The organism is Dyadobacter sp. CY261, assembly GCF_021440085.1.
Lineage (GTDB): Bacteria > Bacteroidota > Bacteroidia > Cytophagales > Spirosomataceae > Dyadobacter.
In genome coordinates, this window is sequence record NZ_JAKCPW010000009.1 from 46,162 (window position 1) to 69,759 (window position 23,598).

Consider the following 23,598-nt stretch of genomic DNA (forward strand, 5'->3'; position numbering starts at 1 on the left):
CACAATCGCATGGCTGGCGTTATTTTGCCAGCCATGCAAAATAATGCCAGTTGAATACATTGAACCGCACATTGGAAGGATGCCGTCGCGGGGAACGCCAGGCGCAGGAAAAATTGTACCGCCAATTTTACCCTGTCCTGTTTGCATTATGCAAAAACTTCTTCGACGACAAGCATGATATCCTTACGGCGATTAACAATGGTATGCTTAAAGTGTTTGCAAATATCCATCAATACAATCCCGAGAAAGGTGAATTTTTCAGCTGGATGTATACGACCGTCCGTAATGCGGCGCTCACCATGCTCCGCGACCGAAAGACACAGACATTCGACTATGTAGAACTGAACGACACGATGGGATTTGTATCCCGAGAGAACCCTTTTGAACAACTCTCAGGCAATGATATTCACGTATACCTCATGCAACTGCCCGTTGCCACCCGAAGGATTTGTAGCCTGTATTATCTGGATGGGTTTTTGATAAAAGAAATAGCGCAAGCCGTGGAGATCAGCGAAGGCACCGTCAAATGGCATTTGAATGAGAGCAGGAACCGGCTAAAAACAATCCTCGAAAACCCTCTCTGATGAAAAGGAAAAACAACCATATCGACCAATATCGCAAAGGCTCGTTTCCCGATCCAGAAATACCGGCCGATGAGGCCTGGGCCAATATGAACGAGGTATTGAATGGTGCGGAGGCCGGTGCACATTCAGACGTTCGTGGAGTACAAAAGTTACTGAGCTCAGCAACCAGCTTCAAAGGCCTGCTCATTGCATTGCCCATCATGCTCCTATCGGCGGTATTGGTTACCCTTTTCGTTTTCGTTGAGCCTTCGGACAATCAATCAGCCCCAACACGGTCCATTTCACTTTCACCTGCTTCGACTGCCATTGTACACGAAATCGATAAGGACGTGAAAAATACACCTGCAACATCTGCCGCCCCGGAAAAGCACGAAGTGGAAAAACCCATAGCAAGCGCGGAGACAACTGTGCCCGCAAATGGAGAAGAGATTAGAGTACCCGATGCCAAATCAGGAGTACATAATTCCCGATCAGGAACACATAATCCTCGAAAAGTGCGTGAAAGCCTTTCTCATTCCAATAAATCGTCTTCTAACCACCTCCCATTTAATGCAAAACACGTATCTAATCGTCCAACAGTGACGAAAAATGGCAGACAGCAAGCGAAGTCGATCCGGAAGTCCGACCAAATTGCCGGACACTCGTCCAGCGAGCTATTGAATAGCGACTATAAGCCCGTGTCCCCAACGACTTTGAGGAATGGCGCATCCATTCCAGAAACTGGTCCGACAGGTCACGCATCAGGCAGCCATAGCACATCGCCTCAATATCTCGTGAAGAACCTGGACCCGCGGCCGGGGCATTTTAATAATAGACCCTTCAATTGGAATGGAATGATTAAAAAGCCTTCACCGGCACATCAATCACCTGCCAAAGTTCAAAAATCCTTTCTGCGAAGCATTCATTTTGGCCCTGAATGGAATATGCAATGGCCCGCTACCAACGACGCAAGCCCATTTCTATTTACCGGAGCCGACAGCATCAAACGCCCTGCCCGACTGGCAATTCCCGGTTTCTTTATTTCCAATAGCTGGAACAGACATGCATTGACATTCTCATTCGCACCTACCCACACTTATTTTGGCAAGAATGAACAACTCGTTCAGCAACTGGATTCCATACAATCGGCACCTGATTCGTCAATTGTTAAATATTACATCAATACCAACTTCATCAAAGCGGCGGGCCTGAATTTCACATTGCAATATCAATATGAAATCACACCTTGGTTTTCGGCCACAACCGGTTTTTCCTACGCCAGGTTTTCAGGTGCATTATTCCGAAAAGAATCGGAAAACAGTCTCGGTGTATTCATTCCAGGCTCGCTACTCAGTACCAGTGGCGGAGAAGCCACCCGAAACTATATCCGCCAGCAACAGTGGACAATACGCGCCGGGATACTGTTCCATCCACCTTTTGCATTAAATGGAAAACTACAAATCGGTGCCAACGCAATCCTACCGGTATCAAACCTCTCCCAGAACAAGGCAATCAAAATAAACACATTCAACGGCCAGTTATTCCTAAGGTTCCTCATCCGCTAACAACCAAAAGTCGTCAGAACAGCCCCGATAAAGCCATTCTGGCGACCTACTTTCATTATCACACACCGCAATCGGCGGTCCATGGTCGGCGGTCCATGGTCGGCGGTCAGCCGTCGGCCATCGCGGCCTCACGCCGCCCCCTTCAACCTCGCCACCGGCATTTCCGGGTCATATTTTCCGAAAATCACCGGGATCTGTCCTTTATCTTCGGGGCCACTTTTAGGAAGCGATGCCAAATGCAGGTAAAGATAGTCAAATGCCTCTTTGATCGTCACCAGTTCGTCCTTATTCTTGTCGGCCTCTCCCTGCAAGCCATCGACCAGATATTTGGTAAAATAGCCGTGCTGAATTTTATCGTTTTCGCTGGAATACTGGTAAGATCTCGCCGCCATCAGCACCACCAGGCCGGATTCTTCATCTTCAAATGACCGCACCGACACGGGGACCGGCTTCGCCTCCTCCATTTCCCTCGCACGGTTCTTCATGCTTCCCGACATACATGCATCGGCAAAGCACAGCCGGGTTTTAGCGCGGCATTTTTTAAACACTTCTTTTACATCCTTGTGCCTCAGGCTGGTATTCATGTTGCGCATATCGATATCGTAAGTCGCAAAAAAACCGTTGGCACCATGGCCTGCGAAATAGAAGATCACGCGGTCGTCGGGGCCGGATTTAGCAAAAAATACTTCCATCTGACTGATGATCTGCGACTTGCTGGCCTGTCCGTCTATTAGCAATGCAATATTTTCAGCAGGCACCGAACCTCCTGCGGGGCTTTTGAGGAAATCATAGAAAATGCGTGCGTCATCGTCGCAGTACCGCAGGTCGTTGAGCTGGGCCTGGATGCCGCTTTGCGGATCGGAGCCATTGAGGTAGTCGGAGATCCCGACAATCACGGCGTAGGTGTGACCCTGGGTTCCGACAAACTTCGCGCCTTTCAGCCATTTGTACCCGAAGAAAACCCCGGCAGCTACGGCAACGAAAATGAGGATATTGGTTATATTTTTCATTGTAGTAAAGGTCAAAAAGTGATCGATTCCGTTTAAGTTATTATCTCCGTACGGCCTGTTTGAAAAGCTCGTTACCCACTTTTTCCCAGAATGCACCGGCATTGTTTTTCTGCCGCGCCTGTTTGGGTTTGTTGTTATATTGATAGGGGCTCGATGCGTGCGCCAGAGCGCTGTTCGGGCGGCCGCGATTGATATTGTTCAATGCTTGCTGGGCATTGGAATTACCCTGATTGGCCGCTAATGTGTAGTAATATTTGGCGCGCGCTTCGTTAGCGGCCATCCCGCGCCCCAACTGGTACATTTTCCCGAGTTCAAACTGTCCGTAGCTCGAACCACCCGCTACCGCCTTTTCAAACCAGCTTTTGGCAATTTTATAATCTTTGGTAACACCGTAGCCGCCCTCTTCATAAATGTATCCCAGGTAATCGGCTGCGCCAGCAAGCTGTTTTTTGTCGTAAGCTTCTTTGAAATGTTCCGCAGCAGTTTCGAAATTTTTAAGCGTCCCTTTTCCCCAGAAATGGAGATAGCCGATATTGTATTTCGCCCATTCAAAGTCACCACCTCTTTCGTAGAACTCCATTGCTTTTTCAAAGCTTTGCTGCGCTCCTCCCCGGCCATTCTGGTAAAAAATTCCGAGGATGTTGTTCGTAGTGTCGTCCATCGCGAACGTACCGGCATATTTGTCAAGGATTTGGAACATTTGCTGATAAGTATTCGCAGAGTCGGCAGGAAGGATGTTCGAATTGTTTGCAGACTTTGCCCAAGCCAGTTCTTTACGGGCAGCAGAGCGCCATAAAAAAAAATACACCGAGCCCATTCCGACCATCACCGCCGCAGCTGCGAGCATTACTTTTTTCGAGAGTAACCTTGGTATTTTAAAAGACGTTTTCTGTTTCAGCTTGCTATTGCATTGCCCGATCTGGAACCGGGCGTGCATATGCCCGGGATCGATGCGGAGGATTTCTTCATACAAACCGATGGCATCGCGCAATGTTTGTTCTTTTTCAAAACCCTTTTTCGATTCTGCGAGTTGAACGAGATGATCGGCGCGGATGGTGAGCTCTTGGGTATTGGCAAAAGGTTCATCGATCCGGATCGTGTTCTCATCATTCGCGGGCACTTTTTCCTGCGATTGACTAGGAGGGCTACCAAGTATTTCCAGCAACTCCTCCGCCTGCTGTACACGCTTCGCATTATCGGGCACGAGGCATTTTTTGATAATGGTCCTGAATGGCTCCGGTATCTGACTTACTTTATCAGATACTTTCGCTTTCACGATCAGCTTGCTCACTTCCAGGTTCCAGCTTTCCTGGCTCATCGATCGGGAAGCGTCGAATGGCAGGTCGCCGATAAACATCTGGTAAGCGATGATCCCCACGGCCCACAAATCGACATTATGCCGGATCTCGCGGTTTTGGATCTGCTCCGGAGCGGCGTAAGCGATCGACAGTCCGATTGATGAATTTTCCACCGAACGGGTATTGGTATCGGTCAGTTTGCTCAATCCAAAGTCGGTTAGCTTAGGCACCCAGCGATCACCCTGACGTTCCATGAGCACGTTTTGAGGCTTCATGTCGCGGTGGATGATGTGGTGTTTATGCAAATGCCCCACGCCTTTCAGCACTCCTTCGAGGATCTGGTATTTTTGCGGGATGGTCAGTGCGTATTTCCTCAGAACGTCGGCCAGGTTGCCTTCCTGATAAAAAGTCAGGACGGCAAAATCGTATCGAACAGGCATGAACTGGAACCGGTAGCAGTTGCCGTAACGCGCCACATTCTCGTGGGAGTCGAGCTCGTCGACGATCTGTTTTTCATAAAGCAAATTAAATTTCTCATGCTTCACTTCGGCCACTTTAATGGCCACAAAACGTTTCTGTACCGTATCGAAGGCCTTGTAAACTGAGCCGAAACCACCCGCGCCGAGCATCGCTTTCTGATCCTGGGTATCGAACTCGTATCGTTTCAAAAATTCTTCGTAAGTCATGATGCTAGGGATTTGAAGTTCTTTTGCCCTTTATCGAAGGCATGGTCGCGAGGTCACCGGATTTTTTTATCTTTTTTCAAATGCGGTTTTTGCTTGCCTTGCTTGACCGGCTTCACCGGCTGCAATACGACGACCGAATCCCTGGCAACGGCTACGTGAGCAGGCTGAGGTTTTACAGGAACCGGTTCGGGCTTGCGGTGGTGCCAGAAATACCAACCCGACGAAAACATCAGCACAGCAAATATTACCCACACACGCATGTTCAAAGGCTTCTGTGCCGATTCGTTTTCCGTTTCATTCTTTTTAGAAGATGTTTCCGGAGGCAGCAATTCTACCGTAAGCATTTCCACGGAATGAATGGGCACGAGATAGGCCGTAAAATTGTCGTTGCTAAACTGCTCGCATAGCTTGCGCACCTGTTCCATTTTCGCATCGTCCGACGCAGGCGCCGACAGGATTTCCAGCAGCGCGTTTTCATCCAAGCTTTCGAGGATGCCGTCGGAGCAAAGGAAGAAGTAATCGTCCCCAGCCAGGTCGGCAATATGATGAACATCAGCTTGTGTATCAGGATCGCCACCTTGCAGCGCACGCATAATCACGTTGCGACGCGGGTGTGTACGGGCTTGCTCTTCGGTGATCACACGGGCTTTAACGAGGTCGTTCACATAGCTGTGGTCGCGGGTGCTCCATAGCACTTTCCCGTTACGCACATGGTATACGCGGCTGTCGCCGATGTGCGCCACCGTGGCCCCACGCTCGTGCAGATGCAGGAACGTAAGCGTCGTCGCCATTCCCTGCGATCCGGGATTATCCCTTCCATACCGTTCCATTTCGGCCTGTGCGAAAGCAATGGCATTATACACCGAGGCATCGTCGCTCACCGTAATGCGGTGACGTTGGTAGTAGCCCGAAACCGACCGGCACGCCAGTTCGCTGGCCACCTCACCCTTCTCGCTACCCCCTACTCCATCGCATACCATAAACAGTGTGTCACTGACGGAAGCTGCACCCGGCGGGGGAAAAAGGTTATCTTCATTATTGGTCCGTTTACCGAGTCCATATACCGAGACGGGCTGATTTATCTGAACTTTCATAAGGTTGTCAGAATAATACTGTTTTAGCAAAATCGCTGCTCGCTACGGTTTCAGAGGCATTCCTGGCAGTTCCGGCAGCGGCGGCGGTTTTCAATGCCACTTTGGTTTTGCCCAATTGCATGATCACGCCGTCCACGAGTTCGACTGTCGTCCCACGTTTGAGCGGATAGGTATCGATGAAGGTAGGATTGGTACAATCGGGATGTTCGGACACCCAATATTTGTAAACCCCTTCCCTGCTCTTCACCACCTCGATCACCAAATGCCGCCGACTCATATAGCGGTCCTGCGACTGGATCATCACTTCGCAGGGCTTGCTCTCCGAAAACCGGCCCACGATCTGCAAGCCGGGTTTCAGGGGAAGGGTCTGCGATTCGGTATATTCATCATGGACGATCACCCAACCTACCTCCGCAGGTTCGAATATCAATGTGGCCTCCTCAGAAGCCTGGCGTTCTGCCGCAGGTAGCCCAATGCGAACGGGTGAATGGCAACGGACGCATGCAATCACAGGGTTCTGCGGCGACAATGCCTTTTCATTCACCCTCAACCTGGCCTGGCACGATGGACAAACGACGATCATAAGTTCAGCGGTTGAATGTGGCTATCAAGCAATGTCCTCAGGGTTAACCCATTCGTCCACACCTTCGAAATCATTATCATAATCCTCCTGCGTGTATACGATGCCGTATTCGTCGGTGTCCATGCTCACGCTGTCCTGCTCAGCCACAATGGTAGCATCGGTTGCAGTAGAATCTGTGGTAGTCGTGTCTGCCGCTACCTCACTCGACTCAACGGCCGGGCTCATATCGTAATCGTAGCTCACCATATAACCTTCCGCAGGCAGTTCCGAAAAACCGAATGCATTGTCCAACCACATATCCTGGAACAGCTCCTTCATTTCGGTCGGGAGTGCAGCGTATTCATGGGCATGGCAGGTGTGGTACAATTCGCCTTTCCATTCGAAGAGCTGTGCGGGCCCCGCCTCCTCGCGTGACCAGGCAAATGCTTCATCAAAACTCATATTGTCCGGCGCATTCACGATGCTAAGGTGATCGGGGATCAAAACAGCCGTTGGCTGGTGGGCTGGAATGGTGTCTTGCGCAGGATTGTTTTCAATCACCTCCGAGTCGGCAGGTACGGTAGCGGTGCTGTCTGTTTTGTTTTCGGTGTCCGCCGAGGGAATGCCCGACGGTGTTGTTTCATCCTTTTTGGTGTCATCTCCAGCATAGGAGTCGTATGCAATGGCACCTACACCCGCGGCGGCACCCGCCGCGATAGCACCACCTGCCTTACTTTTTGCTCTTTTAGGGGTTACCAGTGCTTCGGGCAGCAGCTCGCTGTCTTCGCCGATAATTTGTGTTTGCTCTGACATGGTCGTTAGATTTTAGAAGTTTTCAGATCATTTGAACCTTTATCGGCGGCACTCGGAGAAGGTCACCGATTTTTTTTCAAAATTTTTCTAAAACCATCTCACCTTGCATTTGGGGCATTTTTTGAGGTGCTCGCAGTCGTTCCATGTAAGCCAGTCATAATCCCGGAGCGGCTGCTGGCAGGCCGGGCACACCCACAGGCGGCGCATATCTTCCTTCCATTTCACCCGCCGGTTTTCGAGCCCGTAATGCCTGTTCATCAGCAGAATGATCACCCGGCCGATATACGGAATGGCGAGCATGACATCGATCTTTTTCTGAATATTGATCATCGCAACGCGCTCGTCTTCTAATTTCTGCCACACGTACTGCATTTCACCAAATTCAAATGCGTAGTCGTCGGGCTGTTTGTCGAAGCGAAAAATCTTGCTGGCCTCAAAAGGCATTTTGCCCAGCAGAATGCTGCTGCGCGGAGTAAGCTGTGTTTTGCGAATCCGAACGCCGTCCACGAAAGTGCCATTCGAAGAGTCATTATCTTCCAGAATGCCGGAGCGATCAGGCCCGAGCGTCACCAGAGCATGGTAACCGCTCACACTCGGATGGTCCACCACAATATCATTATCCGGCTTGCGGCCAATGCGTAATTTCTGCGGACTCATGGTAGAATTGGGTCTATATTTTTCAGGGTTGCCTCAAAGGCGCAATCTGCTCCGTTTTGCGGATGGTGTAACTGCTTTTCCCGATGTGGAGGCGGTATTGTTGCAAATCCACATCATACGCAATGCTGATCTTCTGCTGCTTTTCAGTCAGCTTGTCGGAGTATATTTCAAGAATGTCGGTGAAACGGTAATGCGAGTGGTATTCCTTGCTTCGGACGATCGTCACGTCGATCATTCGCCGGTCTTGCAAAACCGGTTTAAACCCCTCCGTTTTCCAGCTCAGCATGGGCACGCGAAAAACTTCATTGCGTTCGTCTACACGGATTTCCGATTTGTTGCCCGTCAATCCGCCCGTGAGTTTTGTGTTATTCCAAACAGTCCACACACCGATGATCAGGATCGCCACGGACGCTGCGATAGCCATATACGACCAATTGCTCCATTGCAACTGCCGCTGTATGCCTTTCTTATTCTGCAAATACTCATTAACCTGACTTTCTTCCTTGCCGGTCGGCATCGCTTCCATTTCCGCATGAAAAGTCGCGAAGAGCTGCCGGAGATTCTCTTTTTCCGCCTGGCTGCTGATGAGGTTCCGCACGGCTTCCTGCGCTTCCACTTCCAGCCGGAAGTCGGCGTTGGCCGCCATTTCGTTTTCAAATGCGATTTTTTTCGCGGGGGAGAGCGTGTTTTCGAGGTAACGGTCGATGCGCTCGGTTCTGTCTTCGTTTTCCATCTGGTCAGCTGTAATGTTGTTTCAGCACATTTTTTCCCAGAAACCGCGCTTTGTCCATACACTTGTTCTTCTGACTTTTGGCAGAATTCTCGTCCGCAAAACCGAGCTTCGAAGCGATCTGGGTCATCGTCAGCTTTTCGTAATAGAAGGCTTTCAGCAACATCATGCACTTTTCACCGATCTGCCCGAGCACTTTTTCAAGCGCCTGGAGGTAAGGTGAGCTGTCGTCCTCCTCGATCACCGCCGTTTCCAGATCGTCGCCATAACCCGCCTGCATCATTTTCCCTTTCTGCCGTAACCGGTCGATCCATTTGTAATAGCAAACCGAATACAAATAGGTGGAAAGCCTGCTGCCCAATTGATCCAGCCGACCACGCCTGATCTGTAAAACCACCTCCGTCATGCAATCCTGGTACACGTCGCGTGCGTCGTCGTCGCTTCCGCTGTTTTTCAGGACCAGGTGCAGGATTTTCCCATAGTTATCCTTATAAAAAAGCCCAAGAGCCTTTTCATTGCCACTTTTGATAGCCTGGATCAATGGAAAATCCGGAGAACCGATTTCTGTTATCATGGGTAGGTCGTGAAGAAGAGGAAAACGTCACTATTGATTTAAAACTATTTTAGTCAAACAACCATAACACATTGATTATAAATAATTAAAGGACAATCTGATACAAAATCGGTTACAAAAAGTAACCTGTTTATATCGGATTGTCCTTCGTGCGAGGCTATGTAAATTTGCCCGTCTTTGAAGTAAGGGTCAATACTTAGTTCTAACTATTTTTGAATGAGTGAATGACTGAATGAGTGAATGGTTCGCCTTGGAATGATGAATAGCAAGGGGCTGTCAAGTGTTGTCTGGCGTTGCGAGCTGTTTTATTGCTTATTTGAACAATACATAACTATTACTGACCTCCTGACTCATTCACTCATTCACTCATTCACTCATTCAGTCATTCAGTCATTTACTCATTCAGTCATTCAAAATTAGATTTTAACGCCAAACGAAATCCCCAGGCTTCTGCCATCCGAACTCCACACACCCGCGCCGGGGTACATGGTCGGGCGTTTGGTGAAGTATTGCTTGTCGGTGATGTTGTTCACGCCGAAACGTAGCTTGTAATTCTGACCGAGGTACAGGGTTGCATTCACGTCGAGGAGGCCGTATCCGTATACTTTTCCGATAGTACCATTTGCCGAGGGCTTTTCCGTGTTAAGCGGATTGGCGAAGTTGGAGCTTACGTAGCTGTATTGGGCGGTTACCGAAAGTTTCTTGTGCTGGAACTGAATACCATTTCTTGAAATCCAGGTCGGGACGCCTTCCACGCGGTTGCCGGCTACGCTTTTGTTTTCATTGTTTTGCACTGCGTTGCCACGGATATATTTGGCGTCGAAATAGGACGTCGCCGTGAAGAATGAAAGTTCGGTCTGTGCCTCCGCACCGTTGTACCGTTTGAATGCGGTGTATTCCAAATATGCCTCCACGCCACGGGTTTTGCTGTCGCCGGTGGTAGTGCGGTACAGATAGGCATTGCCACTTGCATCCTTCATCGATACAGTTCCCATGCGGTTGTTGATCAGCACCTGGAACAGGCCGATGTCGTATTTCAACACGTCCTTAATATTCCCGTTGATGCCCGCTTCGAGGTTATAGCCGGTGGCATCTTTCAGGTTTTTATCAACTTGTTCCAAAACGGAGCCGGGGATAATGTCTTTAAAAACGACCGGGCGGTAAGCCTGCGAGAAGCCTGCATAAAGGCGGCCGTCGGTGCCGAGCTTGTATTGCGAGCTGATCCCGAATAGCGGGAAGCTATGCTTGATCGTGTTCGGCAAGTTCTGCGGATCGTAATAGGTGATCTTGCCGGTCATATCCGTGCTGCCTTTCTCGACACGGACGCCGGGCGAAAAGCTGAGGCGCGGGGTGATGAAAATGAGGTTTTCTACAAACAAAGCGATGTTATCGGTAGTCATGTACATATCACGGCCGAACTGCGGGTCGGTTACCGCCAGATCGAAATCGCTTCCGGTGGTGCCTTTGCCGAGCTGGCGGCGGCGAAGTTTGTTGTGCATATACTGAATGCCGCCAGAAACTACATTTCGGAAACCGAGGATATCGTACTGGTGCGTGAGCCGCAGTTCCGAAGTGAAACTCTTGAAATTATCGATATCCACCTGGCGAGCGCGGTACGCATTCGTTACCCGGCTAATGGTATCCGGCACGTTGGCAAATGCATCGAACATTACACTGTTGCGTGCGCCGTAAACTCCAGAGTTCGTGAACTTGATTTGCGTATTCGGATTGACTTTCCAATCTATGACGATCGAAGGCACATAAATGTCCGGGTTGAAATAGTTGCGCGAGCGCGTCGACTGCCTCGGATCTTCGTTGAACATCGCGTCGGTCAGCGGGCCGGGGATTTGGTATACATATTCCGAACGGCCCAGCTCCGCTTTAATGCGGAACGATTTGCTGAATTCGTATATCAAACTCACATATTGCGATTCCGCATCGGATTTCGCATTCTTGCGGTAGCCGTTGGAATGGCGCTTCTGGTAATAGCCCGAGTAAGTAAGCTTGCCGACTTTCCCGCCAATGGCATTATAAGAGCTGAAAAGCCCGAAAGAGCCTCCGGAGTTGATGGTTTCGAATGTGAATGCTTTGGTGGTATCAGGCCCTTTGGTCACGTAGTTGATCATCCCGCCAAACTGCGCACCGTATTGCAGTGACGAGGTCCCGCGCACAAGCTCTACACGCTGGATCGATTCCATGGCGGGGCTGTAATGGCTTGCAGGATAGCCATACATGTCGGAGTTGGTGATAATGCCGTTCTGCCGGATGTTGTATTCCCAGGAGCGATGTGGGTCAAGGCCACGGGTGGAGATGTTGACCTGATTGCCGCTGCCGTCCATATCGTAGACGAACACACCGGGGATTTTGGCAAAAATATGCCTTCCTGTCTTTTCGGCAATGTTGCCATTGACGCCGTCGACCTGAACCACTTCGCTCTTTTTACCGGCGGTGATGTAGGTATTGTGGACGTCGGGCATGCGTTCCGTGTGGATCGTATTTTTGCGTTCTCCTACCGTGACTTCGTTGAGGTCGAAGACTTTGTCATAGTCTTTCTTTTTGTCTGGATGATCGGTTTGCGCCTGAGCACATCGGATGCCCAAAAGTGTGCAGAGGAGGATGATTACTAGGTAGCGTTGTTTCATTGCAAGCGTTTACATTGGGGTCTTTCAAATGCCACAAAGGCTCCGCAATTGCGGGCATTAACTGATACTAATATTGCTCCGTGGACGGATGAAAAGTACGCCAACTGTGCCAAAACTCCTGGTAAGCGTTGATGCGTTTCAGATCGTTACCAGTTCCGGTGAGGCGTTTGCCAAGAAGGTTGTAGGAACCTTTTTCAGTGAAAATGGTGTCGTTTTTCAGGGTAAATGGTTGACTAATTTCCTTATCGAATGCGAAGAAGCTATTGTTGTCGGCACTGATCACCAATGCAACCGGTGTTGCTCCTACCTGGTTGTTGATGATGCGTTCTTTTTTGAGCCGGTTCCAGTCGAATGCTTTGGCGCCGCCGCCTGCCTGGATGCCTACTACCCAGGATTTGTCTTTCCAGGATAATGTGTCGGTACGGGTCAATGCCGATTTCCCGCGACCGGATTCATAGCGGCTCATGGAATCGTATTTAGCCTGATACACCGGATCTGGCTGCATTACTTTGCTGTTTGGATGCAATTTCAGCCATTGGCTCAGCGAGGTTTGGGTGCTGGCGAGCTCGGGGAGCATTTTACCTTTCAATGGGCCCGCGATCGCTTCTCCATTCGCTTGTCGCCACCAGCTTCCGGTTTCCTCGTCTTCAAACATGGCATTGAAATGGTCCATTCCAACCAACCTGAAAACTTCCGGTTTGCCATCTACGTTCGGCTCAAAAACCCGGCCTGTGCGACATACGGTGCAATAAGTAACCATAATGGGTTTGCCACCGAGCATGTCGCGTACCTGGTGATGATAGCCTATATATTGGATCGGGTAAGCCTTCGCCTCGCCATTCGCCTCCACGCCGATCACCAGCCTGTCCATATCCACTTTGTTGGTCGCCGCATCGTGCTGGATCACCTGTGAAGGTTGGTAGAACATCGTATCCGCGGCCATTTCGTAGTTTGTAGCATAAGTAATGCCTGCCGCGAGCAGCAGGAAAATAGCTGGCAACCATTTCAATTTACCTGAAAATACTGAAAGTGAACCAGCAAGGATCATCGCCCAGAACAAAATCCTCAACGGCCAGCGCCAGGTATGCAGGAGATAAGCGACATCGATGCTATTCATCCGCTGGCTGCCCGGCATGGGCATGATAAAATAGACTTTCGCGATTTCGTAAAGGATGATGCCGATAATGCCTAAGTAGAAGAGTTTTCTCATAATAAAGAAATGGGTCCGCCAGGCGGCGAACCCGTTTGCCAAATATATTAACCTATGATAATACGCAAAACTAAACTCATTTGCTTCTGAATGTGACCAATAGTGCGATCGCAAAAGGCAGCGAGAACACCAGCAGGGCATTCCCGAACCCACCCAGCACAGTCACCAGCGAGCCAATAAAAAACACCGCCGTCGCGGTAAAGAACCGACCGACATTAAAACAAAAACCTGTGGCCGTGCCCCGCACCACCACAGGAAACAGCTCCGGGATGTAGCTGGACAATGCGCCCTGGCTGATCCCGAAACAGAATGCGAGCATTGCCGTTTCAATGTAAATGATATTGGAAAATGCCTGGTTTGTCACGAACAGTATACCGCACATGACCACGCAGGTAGCGAATGTCGCCATCAATGTATTTCTCTTGCCGAAACGGTTGATCAGGATTCCCGATAAAACGCCACCCGTAATACCGCCCATACCAAGCAGGATCATCAGCAAACCACGCTCCTTCTGGCCGTCCTGCCCGCTTACGAGCAACGTCTGCGCCCAGGTAGGAAGCCACGAGAATATCCCCCAAAGCCCGATAAGCACCGCACCGAAAATCAATGAGCCTCTGATTAAATTGGGCCTGTTTTGAGCATTAAAAATACTTTGCTGATTATTCCTGACTTCCCTGATGCCCTTCCACCGGTCAGATTCAGGCAAAAACAAGAAAATCAGCAAGGCTGCCACGAGCGGGATCAAGCCTATGCCGAATGCCGTGCGCCAGTCCGAGAATAGCAGGTTCAAACTGCCGGTAGTTACAATCCCGATCGGAAAGCAAACCGCCAGCACGCCCAGGATCACAGCCCGGCCACGCTCGTCCCAAATTTCAGAAATGTAGACTGTCGTGATCAGCAACACACCACCTACACCCATTCCGGCTGTGAAACGGATAGCAAGCAGTGAATACCAGTCGGGAATGATCGTCACGAGGCAGGTCGACAAACCATACAATGCCGTCACGAGTGTCAGAGACTTTTTCCGGCCAATACGGTCGCTGACGATACCGAACAGCAGCCCGCCGCACATCCAGCCATACAGGTAAATAGCGCTCACATAAGCCCCAATTTCGCCAAGCTCCGCCTGCGTCACAGCCGATCCTTTCAACTCAGGGATCGCCACCGGCAGGTACACCGACATCAGCGTCGACACTGTTCCGCTCAGCGTGTAAGCCACCACGCAAAGCGCGAATGCAAGCCATTTCCGACTGACGTTGATAGGTTCTACGCGGGTTATTTCTAATGTTTCCATAAATTTTAGCGGAATATTTCGTCAAAATTCAGACTTACATAATATAACCCTCCAACTGCCGGCGAGCCGTAAGCCTGCACGATGTATTTGTTGGTGATATTGGAACCACCCAGCTTCACCACCGTTTTCAGGCTGGGAATGCGGTAGCTAACCTGAGCGTCCAGCAAACTGTATGCATTCACTTTGCCCGGGCGCATTTCGGTGAATGTGCCGTACCAGTCGAACGCCTGCTGCCAATGCCACGCCACGTTGAACCCGATGCGGTCGGTCAGGCGCGCATTGCCAAATAGGAGGTTCGTTTTCCATTTCGGCGTGTTGAATGCCGGAATATTGTTCGCATCAGCATCGCCGATGTTAAAATCAATCCAGGTCGCATTGGCTGTTACCTTGTAGTTTTTAGGTAAAGAGTAAGTCAAGCCGGCGGTTACACCTTGTATCGACACTTCATCTTTGGCATTGGTATACAACTGATACAACTGCCTGCCCGGACCCAGCAACTCCATTGCAGCCGCCTGGTTTACAGACCCATCCGCTGCCAGAATATTCGATGGTGCAGCCGCCACTACGGTATTGATCATAAAGTCGGTATACTGGCTATAATAGTAATTAACATCCACCAGCAATTGCTTAGCTATCAAACCCTTATAACCCACCTCATAGCTTTTCACTTTCTCCGACTTGATATACGGCACATTGGATTTGACCAGCCGCTGTTTATTATTAGCCACAGCTTGCGGGAATGGGATCCCTTTCGCCATATCGGCACTGAATGCCGAGGCAAATTCGGAGAACGACGCAATCGTCACCGAATTCGAATAGGCATTCAAACCTACCGAATTGACAGGGGCGCCTCCGAGGATAATGATCGGGCCCACATTCAGCTTGATGTATTGGTCACCAATTGTCGGGTTACGGAAGCCGGTCTGGTACGAAGCACGAAAATGGTGGTTTTCATTAGGCGAAAAAACAGCCGATGCACGCGGTGTAAAGCGGCCATCGAAGTTCTCATTCTTATCATAACGGCCCGAAACCGTCAGTTTTAAATGATCTTTCCAAAGCGATTTGGAAGCCTGTGCAAACACACCATATTCTTCATTTGTAAGATCTTTGTCCTTATCATCGAACAGTGTCCCGCCCGTGTTCAGGTAATATTTCCGATAGTTGCCGCCCACCTGGAAATTGACCACTTTAAGTAGCGAACTAAAATCGTACATTCCTTCCACATGGCGCAAGCTGCATTGGCTGAGAATGCCCGCACCGGCCAAGCCACGCGTTTTGATCAACTGTTCCCTGGCCATATCGAACGCCTGAGAGCCGGGGGCGACCCTCCCCTCGTCCGCGAATGTGCGCGCCGCTGTATGGCTTTGTTGCGTTACGCCTGTGATTGCACCCGTATAAGCTGCCGCATACCTTGCAAACCAGGTCGAATCAGCCTTATTAGGCGCTACGGTGTTACCTGCGAGGTCTTTTACCCAGGTCCGGTTGATCTGCTGGCCTAATGCACGGGTATTGTAGGAATTGGTCGAATATTCGTGGTTCGTATAGGCACGTACGTAAAAATTGCTGCCGCGTAATTCCAAACGGTGTTGTACAAATTTGAAATCATTGATCACAAACCGGTTGCTACCTGTATACTGCGCTGTCCCCTGGTTGTAATTGCCCTGATAAATGGCTTCCAGCTTATCAGTAATGCGATAATGCAACGCAGCATTCAGTTTGAGGCTGTAAACACCGTAGGTAGCGAGGTCTTTCTCCTCATAACCCGTGCGCGAAACCCGGCCAATGTTCGGCAATGTCTGAGCCACTTCGTCCCCGTAAATGTTCAGCGCATTGCGGGCCGGATTGTTAGGCCCACGGTTTTCCGGGTTCGTATTGGGGTCAATGTCGGTGTAATCGTTCGCATACCAGTCGGTTCCTTTCAGATAAGCGGCATTGACTTTGAATGCGAACTTGTTATTGAATGCTTTGGCGTAACGAACAGCCAGGTCGTAAAGCGGCTTGGCGCCAAGATCCGTACCGTCGCCGATATGGTTTACACCAAACTTCGTTTGCGCACTCAGGCCCTGGTATTCAAATGGGTTTTTGGTACGTGTATTGAGCATTCCGTTGAAAGCGATCGGCCCATACAAGGCCGAAGCCGCACCGGGGATCAGCTCTGCACTTTCCACATCGATATCGTGTGGGCCAAAGAGGTTACCCATCGCAAAACCAAGCCCGGAAGGCTGGTTATCGACGCCGTCCACCAATTGCAAAAAGCGGCTGTTGCCCGTTGTGTTAAATCCACGGGTGTTGATTTGTTTGTAAGTCAAACTGCTCGTCACCATATCGAGCGATTTAAGGTTTACCAAACCATCATAAAAATTGGCCGAAGGCGTCTGCTGAATAGCACGGATATCCATTTTTTCGATGCTCACCGGCGATCGCAGGATGCTTTCTTCCACACGGGAAGCGGTTACTACCACCTGGTTCAATTCCTCAATGGCAGGCACCAGGTTGATCCGCAAACTTTCTGACGCTGTTACCTCTTTTTCCTGCCGCGCATAGCCCACCAATGAGATGATCAACGTCGCAGGGGGATTGGTTTTCAGTTCAAAATAACCTTCCGCATTGGTCATGGTGCCGGTATTCTTGCCCTTTACAGAAACCGAGACGCCGGAAACAGGCTTTTGGGAGTCATTATCAAATATATGACCCGAAATTTTGGTTGTCTGTGCTTCGGCCGTCTGCGTGAAACACAGGTTCATGATGAGGAGGAAAATGAGTAAAGGTTTTTTCATACAGTTCGATTCAATTGTCAGGTTAGGTTGGTTGGTTTTGTCTTTTCAAATGATCGTAACCATTAGGCAGGCGATTGTAACCGTAATCCACTAAACGTTGGCCGAGGCCTTTGTAAAATTGCGGATCAGTCGGCGCGACGGTTGCCATCCCATCGACATAGCGATTGTAGAGACAGAACAACCCGGCGATCAGCACCGTGTCGTGAATTTCTACATCCGTAGCACCCTGTTCTTTGGCAAATGCAACAGCCTCTTGCGTCACCGCCTTGCCGCTCACCTGCACTTGCTTGGCTATTTTGAGCAATGCTCTCATTTTGTCGCTCACCGGCGCAGCATCGATATCCCGCTTCATAATCTCGCAGGTTTCGGTTTCGCCGAGCAGCGCATCAGCAGCAGCCGTGTGCGCCGCGGTGCAGAAACGGCATTCATTATTATGCGACACGATCGTCGCAATCAGCTCACGCTCTGCTGGTGTGAGCGAATTCTCGCCCCTCAAAATGAACTGCGTCAACTGACGTATAGGTTCGGCGGTTAACCTACTATATTCCAGCAAGCCGGTAATTCCGGGCAAATGCTCCGGTAATGGGATGTGGGGCATTGGTACGTTGTTCTTGTTGCTAATGATTTGGGTTCTTTTTCACAAGTTCTCACGAATAGTCAGTGGTTGTCATGGAGGTCAGGAAATAGAATCGCAATGGTCGCCGATTACAATACTTGACTACACCTAACTACATTGACAATAATTAACCACTTCACTAAACTTCCTCGGCGTCCGCCTGCACAGAATACCGAACGTAGCCTGTAAAAGCCATGCGCTGGCCCATTTCGCGGTACGCCTCGTTCTCCTGCGGCGCCCAGGTCCCGAGTCCATCGACGTATCGGTTGAACATGCTGAACGCAGCTGCGATTAGTATCGTGTCATGAATATCCTTGTCACCGGCACCTTCAGCACGGGCAGCGGCAATGTCCTCGTCGGTCACCGCTTTGCCGCTTTTCTGCACTTTGCCTGCAATGTGGAGCAATGCACGAAGTTTCGGCGACACCTCGATCACTTCGAAGCCATTTTTGATGTCATCGATCAAGTTAAGGTCATACCCAAAATGCGCCATTGCCGCGGAACCGTGCGAGGAATGGCAGAAGTGCGTGTCATTGAGGTGCGACACGTAGGAAGCGATCAGCTCGCGCTCGCCGCTAGTGAGGGGCGACTCGCCGCGCAGCAGGGTTTCCGCCAGCAATTGAAGCGGGCCGGCCGTTTCGGGCCGGAAGTTAAATAGACCGACAATGCCGGGCAGCGATTCGTCAGGTAGAGCAATATGCGCCATGTTGAGGGAAGATATCTGGTTAGTAGTCGGTCATTCCTCCCGTGAGCCAGCGTAAAGCCACATGATATGCATTCACTCATGTGTACGCAGCGTCCTAACTGCCTGGTGGCAGCTATTCGGGGAAGTAAAAGAAGGCACTAAGCCAGATCCGGCGGCGGGGACGGAATAGAAGAATATCTTTCAGGCAGGATAGATCTGATGGACATTTGCGGAGCCACAAGGCACGGCTCCCATTCCAGCACGTAGAACACATGCTGACGACCAGCGGTCATATATTCTTTGAGGAAATGCTTTAAAATGCTCGAATGAGCATCTTTTTGTGGTTCGGACGACTGTCCTGTCACCTGATCTGTGATTTTCGAAACAAGATCCGAGAACCGGTCTCTCGCATTCTGATCAAATTCGCACTGTACGTATAAGGTATCGTTGATTAGCTGCTGGCTTTTCATTTGATAAAACAGCCCCTCGTGCTCGATCTGTCCTTGCACCGCCTCCGGCGCATCCCAATTGTTCTGGTAAGGGACCGCCACCGGCACCTTAATCACGATATTCGCGGAACCCGCTGCCTGCTCCACAAAATCCTTTCCCGCAGCACTGATGGTATAGCGCCCTTCCGTCAGGTAAACTATCGAATAGCCCACCATATTGTAAAGCAATAGCCCCAGCAGCAATATGGAAATGATCCTGCGCAATGTTGAAATATTTAAATTTTAAGCAGCATACACAAATGTATGAAATGGCATTGAAATGTATGATCCGTTTAGTGAAAAATTTTGCCGCCTTAGCGCCCAAACACCTACATTTGCAATTATTAATACAAACTAAGCAACGAAACCAATGCCTTTCGTCAACTTTAAAACCAATAAAGTAGTCAAAATCTGGGACGGCATTCACGGCACGCTGGGCCATTCGGAACAGCAGACATTCGGGCATTTTACGATCGACGCCGGGACGATGTTGCCGGAGCACAGTCATTTCCATGAACAATGGTGCCATGTGCTGGAAGGGGAGCTGGAATTTACGATTGATGGGGAGACCATGCTTCTGACGCCCGGGATGACGGCCCACATTCCGCCAAACGCACCGCATTCGGCGACCGCGCATACGCAATGTAAGGTGATCGATTGCTTTACACCTGCCCGACAGGATTTTATCGACCTGGAATTGCTAGTAAGTCGCCCTACCCCCTGAAAGATCAAACGTGAAGCCGGTAGTAAAACTATTTTCTGGCGAAACGATAAACGCGGCCATGTTGGCTGCTTCTTCGAGCGTACCGCAGCGTTTCATTGGAATCTTGTCTGTCATGTATTTTACCTGAGTTTCTGGCATCGCGTCCACAAGCGGCGTTTGAATCACCGCGGGTGCCAGCGCATTGATGGTAATACCTGTTTCGGCATATTCTTTCCCTTGCACCTTCGTCATCCCGATCACAGCCGCTTTCGAAGCCGAATAGGCTAGCATACCCGCATTCCCCTCTTTCCCTGCAATGGACGCAATGTGGAGAATGCGACCGTAGTTGTTTTGAAGCATATAAGGCAACACCGCCTTGGAGGTATAAAAACTGCTCATGAAGTTCACATTGAACACTTTCTGTAAATTAGCGGTATCGACCTCGTGGCTTTTGATATTCGTTGCACCGGTAATTCCGGCGCAATTGATAAGAATGTCAATCTTCCCAAAACGGTTCGCCACGCGGTCAATGGCCTTGGCCACGCTCAATTCGTCCGTCACATCCACACCGATCAGCTCCTCGCGTTCGGCATTACCTACAAATTCTTCGTTCAACGCCTTCTCATTGAGATCGAGCAGACCGATTTTCGCACCTTCGTTCAGCATTTTATGAGCAATTACGAGGCCTAGTCCGGAGGCAGCGCCGGTAATGATGGCGACCTGGTTATCGAAAATGTTCATTTTGCCAGCACTTTTGTTAATGAGTTTAGCTTGCCGACTTTAAATGTACTTTTTTTGCCGTTCTGTATCACGCTTTCGATAGGGTTCTTTACCGCGACTTAATTTCCCATATTTCATCATTCAACACATCCCAAATCCTTCTATCCAATCTTTGGCATAAGAAACCGAAAAGGGTATTCTAGCAGGAAGCCATGTCCGGACCGCGAAGAACTGGCTGGGCGAGTAAGGTAAGCAAAAAGTCAATCCAATTAAAGACCGTCCGCAGGAAGAGACAGGCACCTTGTTATAAAAAAGGAACCGGGCGATGATCAGACTTTGTAGTCCGACCATGCCCGGCGTCAGTGTGTGCGTAAATTGCCTATATAATGTGGATATAGAAGACTTAACCTTTTTTAAACCAGTTCGCTTTCATATTGCAGGCCTATTTGCGCCGGCGGATAGCTGAGGATCCGATTAAACTCTGTAATGGTTTGGTTAATCTGCCGCTGCGTGATACCACTGTATTCCATCAGAAGTATCTTAGCCTGTTGTGCGCTGGATCGCTTCATTTTCCAGTACTGCGGGTGATTGATCCCGATCGGCGTTCGGAAATATTTTTCTTTGGGTTCCCGAATCAGGATCTCGCAATCTGTGTCGCGCTGCGGATTGTCGTGGAGAAAGTAACTTTTAACGACGACCTTGACCTCTCTCCCACTTTTCAATTGGAAAATTTTCTCGTGAATCATGACTTTTTTAAAGTATTAAGGATCGATGAATATGCTGGACTGCTGACGAAGTTCCCGGCTTCCTTAAACTTTTATACCAGCAGCGCTTTTAAAACCTTTGCAAACTTCGCTGCTGACCAGGATATTTCAGCAAATTGATTAGTAAACGGCAGATTCAATGATCCTTCGGTAACTTTTTGATGCAGAGGCAAGTAAAATTACGCAGTCCACTAATCGATCACATGCCCCACAAACTGCGCGGTGTTGTCCAATATCTTCCCACCGCGCCGGAACCCCAGCCCACATGCCTCGCCGGCAAAGAATACACCTGCCTGATAAGTCCGGCCGTCGGCGTCGGTCGGAAGGGAGGCATATTCCTGGTAAATCCGCGGCTGGTCACCGTATTCTCCCGCAGCGGCCTCGAGAACCTCGCCGCCTTTTTCGTGAATCGTCACATTAGCTCCCTCGCGGCCCAGCAACACCTTACTCACTGACTTTTTATGCGGCAGAATATAGCGCTCCGTCTGGAGCAGCAATGGATGGTAAGGATAGAGGTCCCACAGAACTTTAAGGATGTACTTCGATTGAAATAACAATGTGTAGGCCGGATTGAGAACAACTGCTTTGCGGTTTTTAACGATCTCCGTGAGCATCCCTGCAAGCTCCGCCTCTTCCGTCCCAATATATTCCCAGGGTACGAGCTTAAACCAGAAATCGAACCGGACGAAATCTCCGTGCTCAGGCTCCTGATAAAATATGCCTTCTCCATTTGAAAATTCGACATCATCGACATAAGCGAATTCCACGTCGAAGCCAGCCTCTTTCGCCGAACCCATCAATACGGCCACGTTCGTGTCGTCTTCGGAATAGCCGGGCATGGTCGAGAACAGGATAGACGGCGTAAGATCGCTGTTTTGTTCTTTGAGATAGGTAAACTGCCCCACGAGCGTTTCAAACAAAGTATTGAACTGTTTGGATTCGTCCAGGCCGTTCATCCGTAAATGTGCCCACTGTACAACGGCCGTTTCGGGAATGCAGGTCGCAGTATCCGCATTGAATTCGATCAGTTTAATGGGCTCGTCGCCAAAGCCGCCTGCGAAGTCGAAGCGGCCGTACAAATGAATTTGCCGGTCGTCGCTCCACGAGAGCTTAATGAGCTCCACCAGGTTTTCCGGAATGCCCATTTCCTTGTATAGATCATGATCGATCGCATACTGACCCGCTTCGATCAACATATCATATAATGTACCGGCAGCTTCATAATAGTCTTCCGCTTGCGGTTCGCTTACAACCACCATGTCGTTCACCACATAGGGCGTAGTGTCGGTGCCCAGCGCCCAGTCCCAGCCGGCTTTCTCTAATGCGCTCTGGGGCGGATTGGGTAATGATTTTAATTTTACCATAAGAGTTTAAGGTTGATGAGTTTAGAGTCGATGCGTAAAAGCTCATAAACTTTGAACTTGAAACTCCTCTACCCGCCGCTTCGTCCCGAGGAGGATCTGCCGAAGAACCCTTTGCGTCCGCCGGACGGCCTTGCTTTTACCGTGCGGACCGAACGCGAGGCATCCACACTTTGAACTGCGGTGCGCGAGCTCGCCCATGCCCCTGAATTGGCATAAAACGACCGGCTTCGCTCTGCGCCCATCCTATCTCGGTAATTGTTCATATAAGAATAACCCGAATTGCGACCTAGCAAATAGCCCATTCCACCGTAAAGCAGCATACTCGAGAGCCCACTATGATAACCCATATGCTGGTTGGTCCGGATTTCCTGGTCGATCAATGCTTTGGCAGCCGTCGGGTTCAATGTGTCCTTGTGGCCATCGAGATACGAAACAATCGCCATGGAACTGTCCGTAGGAACGCTCTCCTCACTGACAATCTTGAATTCGCCCGCACTCACTTCTTTAATATGTGAGCGAATGCCTTTTCCGTAAGATGTTTCTTCGTAACTATAATCCGACTCGTCGTCGTTCGAAGAGCACGAGACAAGCGTAGTGCCCGACAACAAGGCGAGCGCCAGCGCGCCGCCCATACTGATGTCTTTTACCTTTTTGATAAAAGAGCCCTTTCGTAACTGTGTCATATTGTTGGTCTTCTGTTGGGGATTTTTCAAAAGTAATGCACACGCAGAAGCTTATCGAAAGGAATTATGCCAAAGGTTCTTGCGGCGGATATCCAAACAT

At 49.9% G+C, this 23,598-nt stretch carries 22 protein-coding genes; 4 read left to right on the forward strand and 18 right to left on the reverse strand.

The window, feature by feature from the left end:
* Positions 1-50 precede the first annotated feature (50 nt).
* Positions 51-584, forward strand: coding sequence for an RNA polymerase sigma factor (locus tag LZD49_RS23630; RefSeq protein WP_234670150.1), 534 nt, complete (start codon positions 51-53; stop codon positions 582-584).
* Positions 584-2,128, forward strand: a complete 1,545-nt coding sequence (locus LZD49_RS23635; protein ID WP_234670151.1) for a hypothetical protein — start codon at positions 584-586, stop codon at positions 2,126-2,128. The genes LZD49_RS23630 and LZD49_RS23635 overlap by 1 nt, the downstream gene beginning before the upstream one ends.
* Positions 2,129-2,256: 128 nt before the next feature.
* Here the strand turns inward: LZD49_RS23635 and LZD49_RS23640 are convergent, their stop codons facing one another.
* The 15 genes from LZD49_RS23640 to LZD49_RS23710 all read right to left on the reverse strand — a co-directional run bounded on the left by LZD49_RS23640 (position 2,257) and on the right by LZD49_RS23710 (position 19,489).
* The gene (locus tag LZD49_RS23640) at positions 2,257-3,138 is read right to left on the reverse strand and encodes a caspase family protein (RefSeq protein WP_234670152.1); all 882 of its coding nucleotides are present in this window, start codon (positions 3,136-3,138) and stop codon (positions 2,257-2,259) included.
* A 40-nt stretch (positions 3,139-3,178) separates the two neighbouring features.
* Positions 3,179-5,122 (reverse strand): serine/threonine-protein kinase, encoded by a 1,944-nt coding sequence (locus LZD49_RS23645; RefSeq protein ID WP_234670153.1) that lies wholly within the window; start codon positions 5,120-5,122, stop codon positions 3,179-3,181.
* Positions 5,123-5,175: 53 nt separating this feature from the next.
* Positions 5,176-6,216: a PP2C family serine/threonine-protein phosphatase gene (locus LZD49_RS23650; RefSeq protein ID WP_234670154.1), complete on the reverse strand. Its 1,041-nt coding sequence runs from the start codon at positions 6,214-6,216 to the stop codon at positions 5,176-5,178.
* A gap of 7 nt (positions 6,217-6,223) precedes the next feature.
* Positions 6,224-6,799, reverse strand: a complete 576-nt coding sequence (locus LZD49_RS23655) for an FHA domain-containing protein (RefSeq protein WP_234670155.1) — start codon at positions 6,797-6,799, stop codon at positions 6,224-6,226.
* 24 nt (positions 6,800-6,823) lie between these two features.
* Entirely contained in the window at positions 6,824-7,591 is a 768-nt protein-coding gene (locus tag LZD49_RS23660) for a hypothetical protein (RefSeq protein ID WP_234670156.1), read from the reverse strand.
* An 87-nt stretch (positions 7,592-7,678) separates the two neighbouring features.
* A complete protein-coding gene (locus tag LZD49_RS23665) occupies positions 7,679-8,248 on the reverse strand; it encodes an FHA domain-containing protein (protein WP_234670157.1) in 570 nt (189 codons plus the stop codon).
* Positions 8,249-8,270: 22 nt separating this feature from the next.
* Complete coding sequence (locus tag LZD49_RS23670) at positions 8,271-8,981, reverse strand: hypothetical protein (protein ID WP_234670158.1); 711 nt, start codon at positions 8,979-8,981, stop codon at positions 8,271-8,273.
* A gap of 4 nt (positions 8,982-8,985) precedes the next feature.
* A complete protein-coding gene (locus LZD49_RS23675) occupies positions 8,986-9,552 on the reverse strand; it encodes an RNA polymerase sigma factor (RefSeq protein WP_234670159.1) in 567 nt (188 codons plus the stop codon).
* A gap of 416 nt (positions 9,553-9,968) precedes the next feature.
* Complete coding sequence (locus LZD49_RS23680) at positions 9,969-12,194, reverse strand: TonB-dependent receptor (RefSeq protein WP_234670160.1); 2,226 nt, start codon at positions 12,192-12,194, stop codon at positions 9,969-9,971.
* A gap of 67 nt (positions 12,195-12,261) precedes the next feature.
* Complete coding sequence (locus LZD49_RS23685) at positions 12,262-13,404, reverse strand: DUF3179 domain-containing (seleno)protein (protein WP_234670161.1); 1,143 nt, start codon at positions 13,402-13,404, stop codon at positions 12,262-12,264.
* A 76-nt stretch (positions 13,405-13,480) separates the two neighbouring features.
* Entirely contained in the window at positions 13,481-14,698 is a 1,218-nt protein-coding gene (locus LZD49_RS23690) for an MFS transporter (protein ID WP_234670162.1), read from the reverse strand.
* Between the two features lie 5 nt (positions 14,699-14,703).
* Positions 14,704-17,475, reverse strand: a complete 2,772-nt coding sequence (locus LZD49_RS23695) for a TonB-dependent receptor (protein ID WP_234670163.1) — start codon at positions 17,473-17,475, stop codon at positions 14,704-14,706.
* Positions 17,476-17,497: 22 nt separating this feature from the next.
* Complete coding sequence (locus LZD49_RS23700) at positions 17,498-18,073, reverse strand: carboxymuconolactone decarboxylase family protein (RefSeq protein WP_234670164.1); 576 nt, start codon at positions 18,071-18,073, stop codon at positions 17,498-17,500.
* A 157-nt stretch (positions 18,074-18,230) separates the two neighbouring features.
* On the reverse strand, positions 18,231-18,797 hold the full coding sequence (locus LZD49_RS23705; protein ID WP_234670165.1) for a carboxymuconolactone decarboxylase family protein: 567 nt from the start codon (positions 18,795-18,797) through the stop codon (positions 18,231-18,233).
* 137 nt (positions 18,798-18,934) lie between these two features.
* Complete coding sequence (locus tag LZD49_RS23710) at positions 18,935-19,489, reverse strand: hypothetical protein (RefSeq protein WP_234670166.1); 555 nt, start codon at positions 19,487-19,489, stop codon at positions 18,935-18,937.
* A gap of 145 nt (positions 19,490-19,634) precedes the next feature.
* Between LZD49_RS23710 and LZD49_RS23715 the strand changes: the two genes are divergently transcribed.
* Positions 19,635-19,988, forward strand: a complete 354-nt coding sequence (locus LZD49_RS23715; RefSeq protein WP_234670167.1) for a cupin domain-containing protein — start codon at positions 19,635-19,637, stop codon at positions 19,986-19,988.
* On the opposite strand, the gene LZD49_RS23720 is transcribed toward LZD49_RS23715, so the two are convergent.
* Positions 19,965-20,708: an SDR family NAD(P)-dependent oxidoreductase gene (locus LZD49_RS23720; RefSeq protein WP_234670168.1), complete on the reverse strand. Its 744-nt coding sequence runs from the start codon at positions 20,706-20,708 to the stop codon at positions 19,965-19,967. The genes LZD49_RS23715 and LZD49_RS23720 overlap by 24 nt on opposite strands.
* 413 nt (positions 20,709-21,121) lie before the next feature.
* Here LZD49_RS23720 and LZD49_RS23725 point away from each other — a divergent pair, with 413 nt between their 5' ends.
* Entirely contained in the window at positions 21,122-21,571 is a 450-nt protein-coding gene (locus tag LZD49_RS23725) for a hypothetical protein (RefSeq protein WP_234670169.1), read from the forward strand.
* Between the two features lie 71 nt (positions 21,572-21,642).
* Here LZD49_RS23725 and LZD49_RS23730 read toward each other — a convergent pair whose 3' ends face one another.
* Together LZD49_RS23730 and LZD49_RS23735 are read right to left on the reverse strand one after the other, a co-directional pair.
* Positions 21,643-22,815, reverse strand: coding sequence for a glutathionylspermidine synthase family protein (locus LZD49_RS23730; RefSeq protein WP_234670170.1), 1,173 nt, complete (start codon positions 22,813-22,815; stop codon positions 21,643-21,645).
* A gap of 68 nt (positions 22,816-22,883) precedes the next feature.
* Positions 22,884-23,498 carry a hypothetical protein gene (locus LZD49_RS23735; RefSeq protein ID WP_234670171.1) on the reverse strand — a complete coding sequence of 205 codons (615 nt, stop codon included), beginning with the start codon at positions 23,496-23,498 and terminating at the stop codon, positions 22,884-22,886.
* Between the last annotated feature and the right edge of the window lie 100 nt (positions 23,499-23,598).

Coding starts and splice junctions, on each gene's coding strand:
- LZD49_RS23635 (WP_234670151.1), top strand. CDS start 584: ATGAAAAGGAAAAACAACCATATCGACCAATATCGCAAAGGCTCGTTT.
- LZD49_RS23640 (WP_234670152.1), bottom strand. CDS start 3,138: ATGAAAAATATAACCAATATCCTCATTTTCGTTGCCGTAGCTGCCGGG.
- LZD49_RS23645 (WP_234670153.1), bottom strand. CDS start 5,122: ATGACTTACGAAGAATTTTTGAAACGATACGAGTTCGATACCCAGGAT.
- LZD49_RS23650 (WP_234670154.1), bottom strand. CDS start 6,216: ATGAAAGTTCAGATAAATCAGCCCGTCTCGGTATATGGACTCGGTAAA.
- LZD49_RS23655 (WP_234670155.1), bottom strand. CDS start 6,799: ATGATCGTCGTTTGTCCATCGTGCCAGGCCAGGTTGAGGGTGAATGAA.
- LZD49_RS23660 (WP_234670156.1), bottom strand. CDS start 7,591: ATGTCAGAGCAAACACAAATTATCGGCGAAGACAGCGAGCTGCTGCCC.
- LZD49_RS23665 (WP_234670157.1), bottom strand. CDS start 8,248: ATGAGTCCGCAGAAATTACGCATTGGCCGCAAGCCGGATAATGATATT.
- LZD49_RS23670 (WP_234670158.1), bottom strand. CDS start 8,981: ATGGAAAACGAAGACAGAACCGAGCGCATCGACCGTTACCTCGAAAAC.
- LZD49_RS23675 (WP_234670159.1), bottom strand. CDS start 9,552: ATGATAACAGAAATCGGTTCTCCGGATTTTCCATTGATCCAGGCTATC.
- LZD49_RS23680 (WP_234670160.1), bottom strand. CDS start 12,194: ATGAAACAACGCTACCTAGTAATCATCCTCCTCTGCACACTTTTGGGC.
- LZD49_RS23685 (WP_234670161.1), bottom strand. CDS start 13,404: ATGAGAAAACTCTTCTACTTAGGCATTATCGGCATCATCCTTTACGAA.
- LZD49_RS23690 (WP_234670162.1), bottom strand. CDS start 14,698: ATGGAAACATTAGAAATAACCCGCGTAGAACCTATCAACGTCAGTCGG.
- LZD49_RS23695 (WP_234670163.1), bottom strand. CDS start 17,475: ATGAAAAAACCTTTACTCATTTTCCTCCTCATCATGAACCTGTGTTTC.
- LZD49_RS23700 (WP_234670164.1), bottom strand. CDS start 18,073: ATGCCCCACATCCCATTACCGGAGCATTTGCCCGGAATTACCGGCTTG.
- LZD49_RS23705 (WP_234670165.1), bottom strand. CDS start 18,797: ATGGCGCATATTGCTCTACCTGACGAATCGCTGCCCGGCATTGTCGGT.
- LZD49_RS23715 (WP_234670167.1), top strand. CDS start 19,635: ATGCCTTTCGTCAACTTTAAAACCAATAAAGTAGTCAAAATCTGGGAC.
- LZD49_RS23720 (WP_234670168.1), bottom strand. CDS start 20,708: ATGAACATTTTCGATAACCAGGTCGCCATCATTACCGGCGCTGCCTCC.
- LZD49_RS23730 (WP_234670170.1), bottom strand. CDS start 22,815: ATGGTAAAATTAAAATCATTACCCAATCCGCCCCAGAGCGCATTAGAG.
- LZD49_RS23735 (WP_234670171.1), bottom strand. CDS start 23,498: ATGACACAGTTACGAAAGGGCTCTTTTATCAAAAAGGTAAAAGACATC.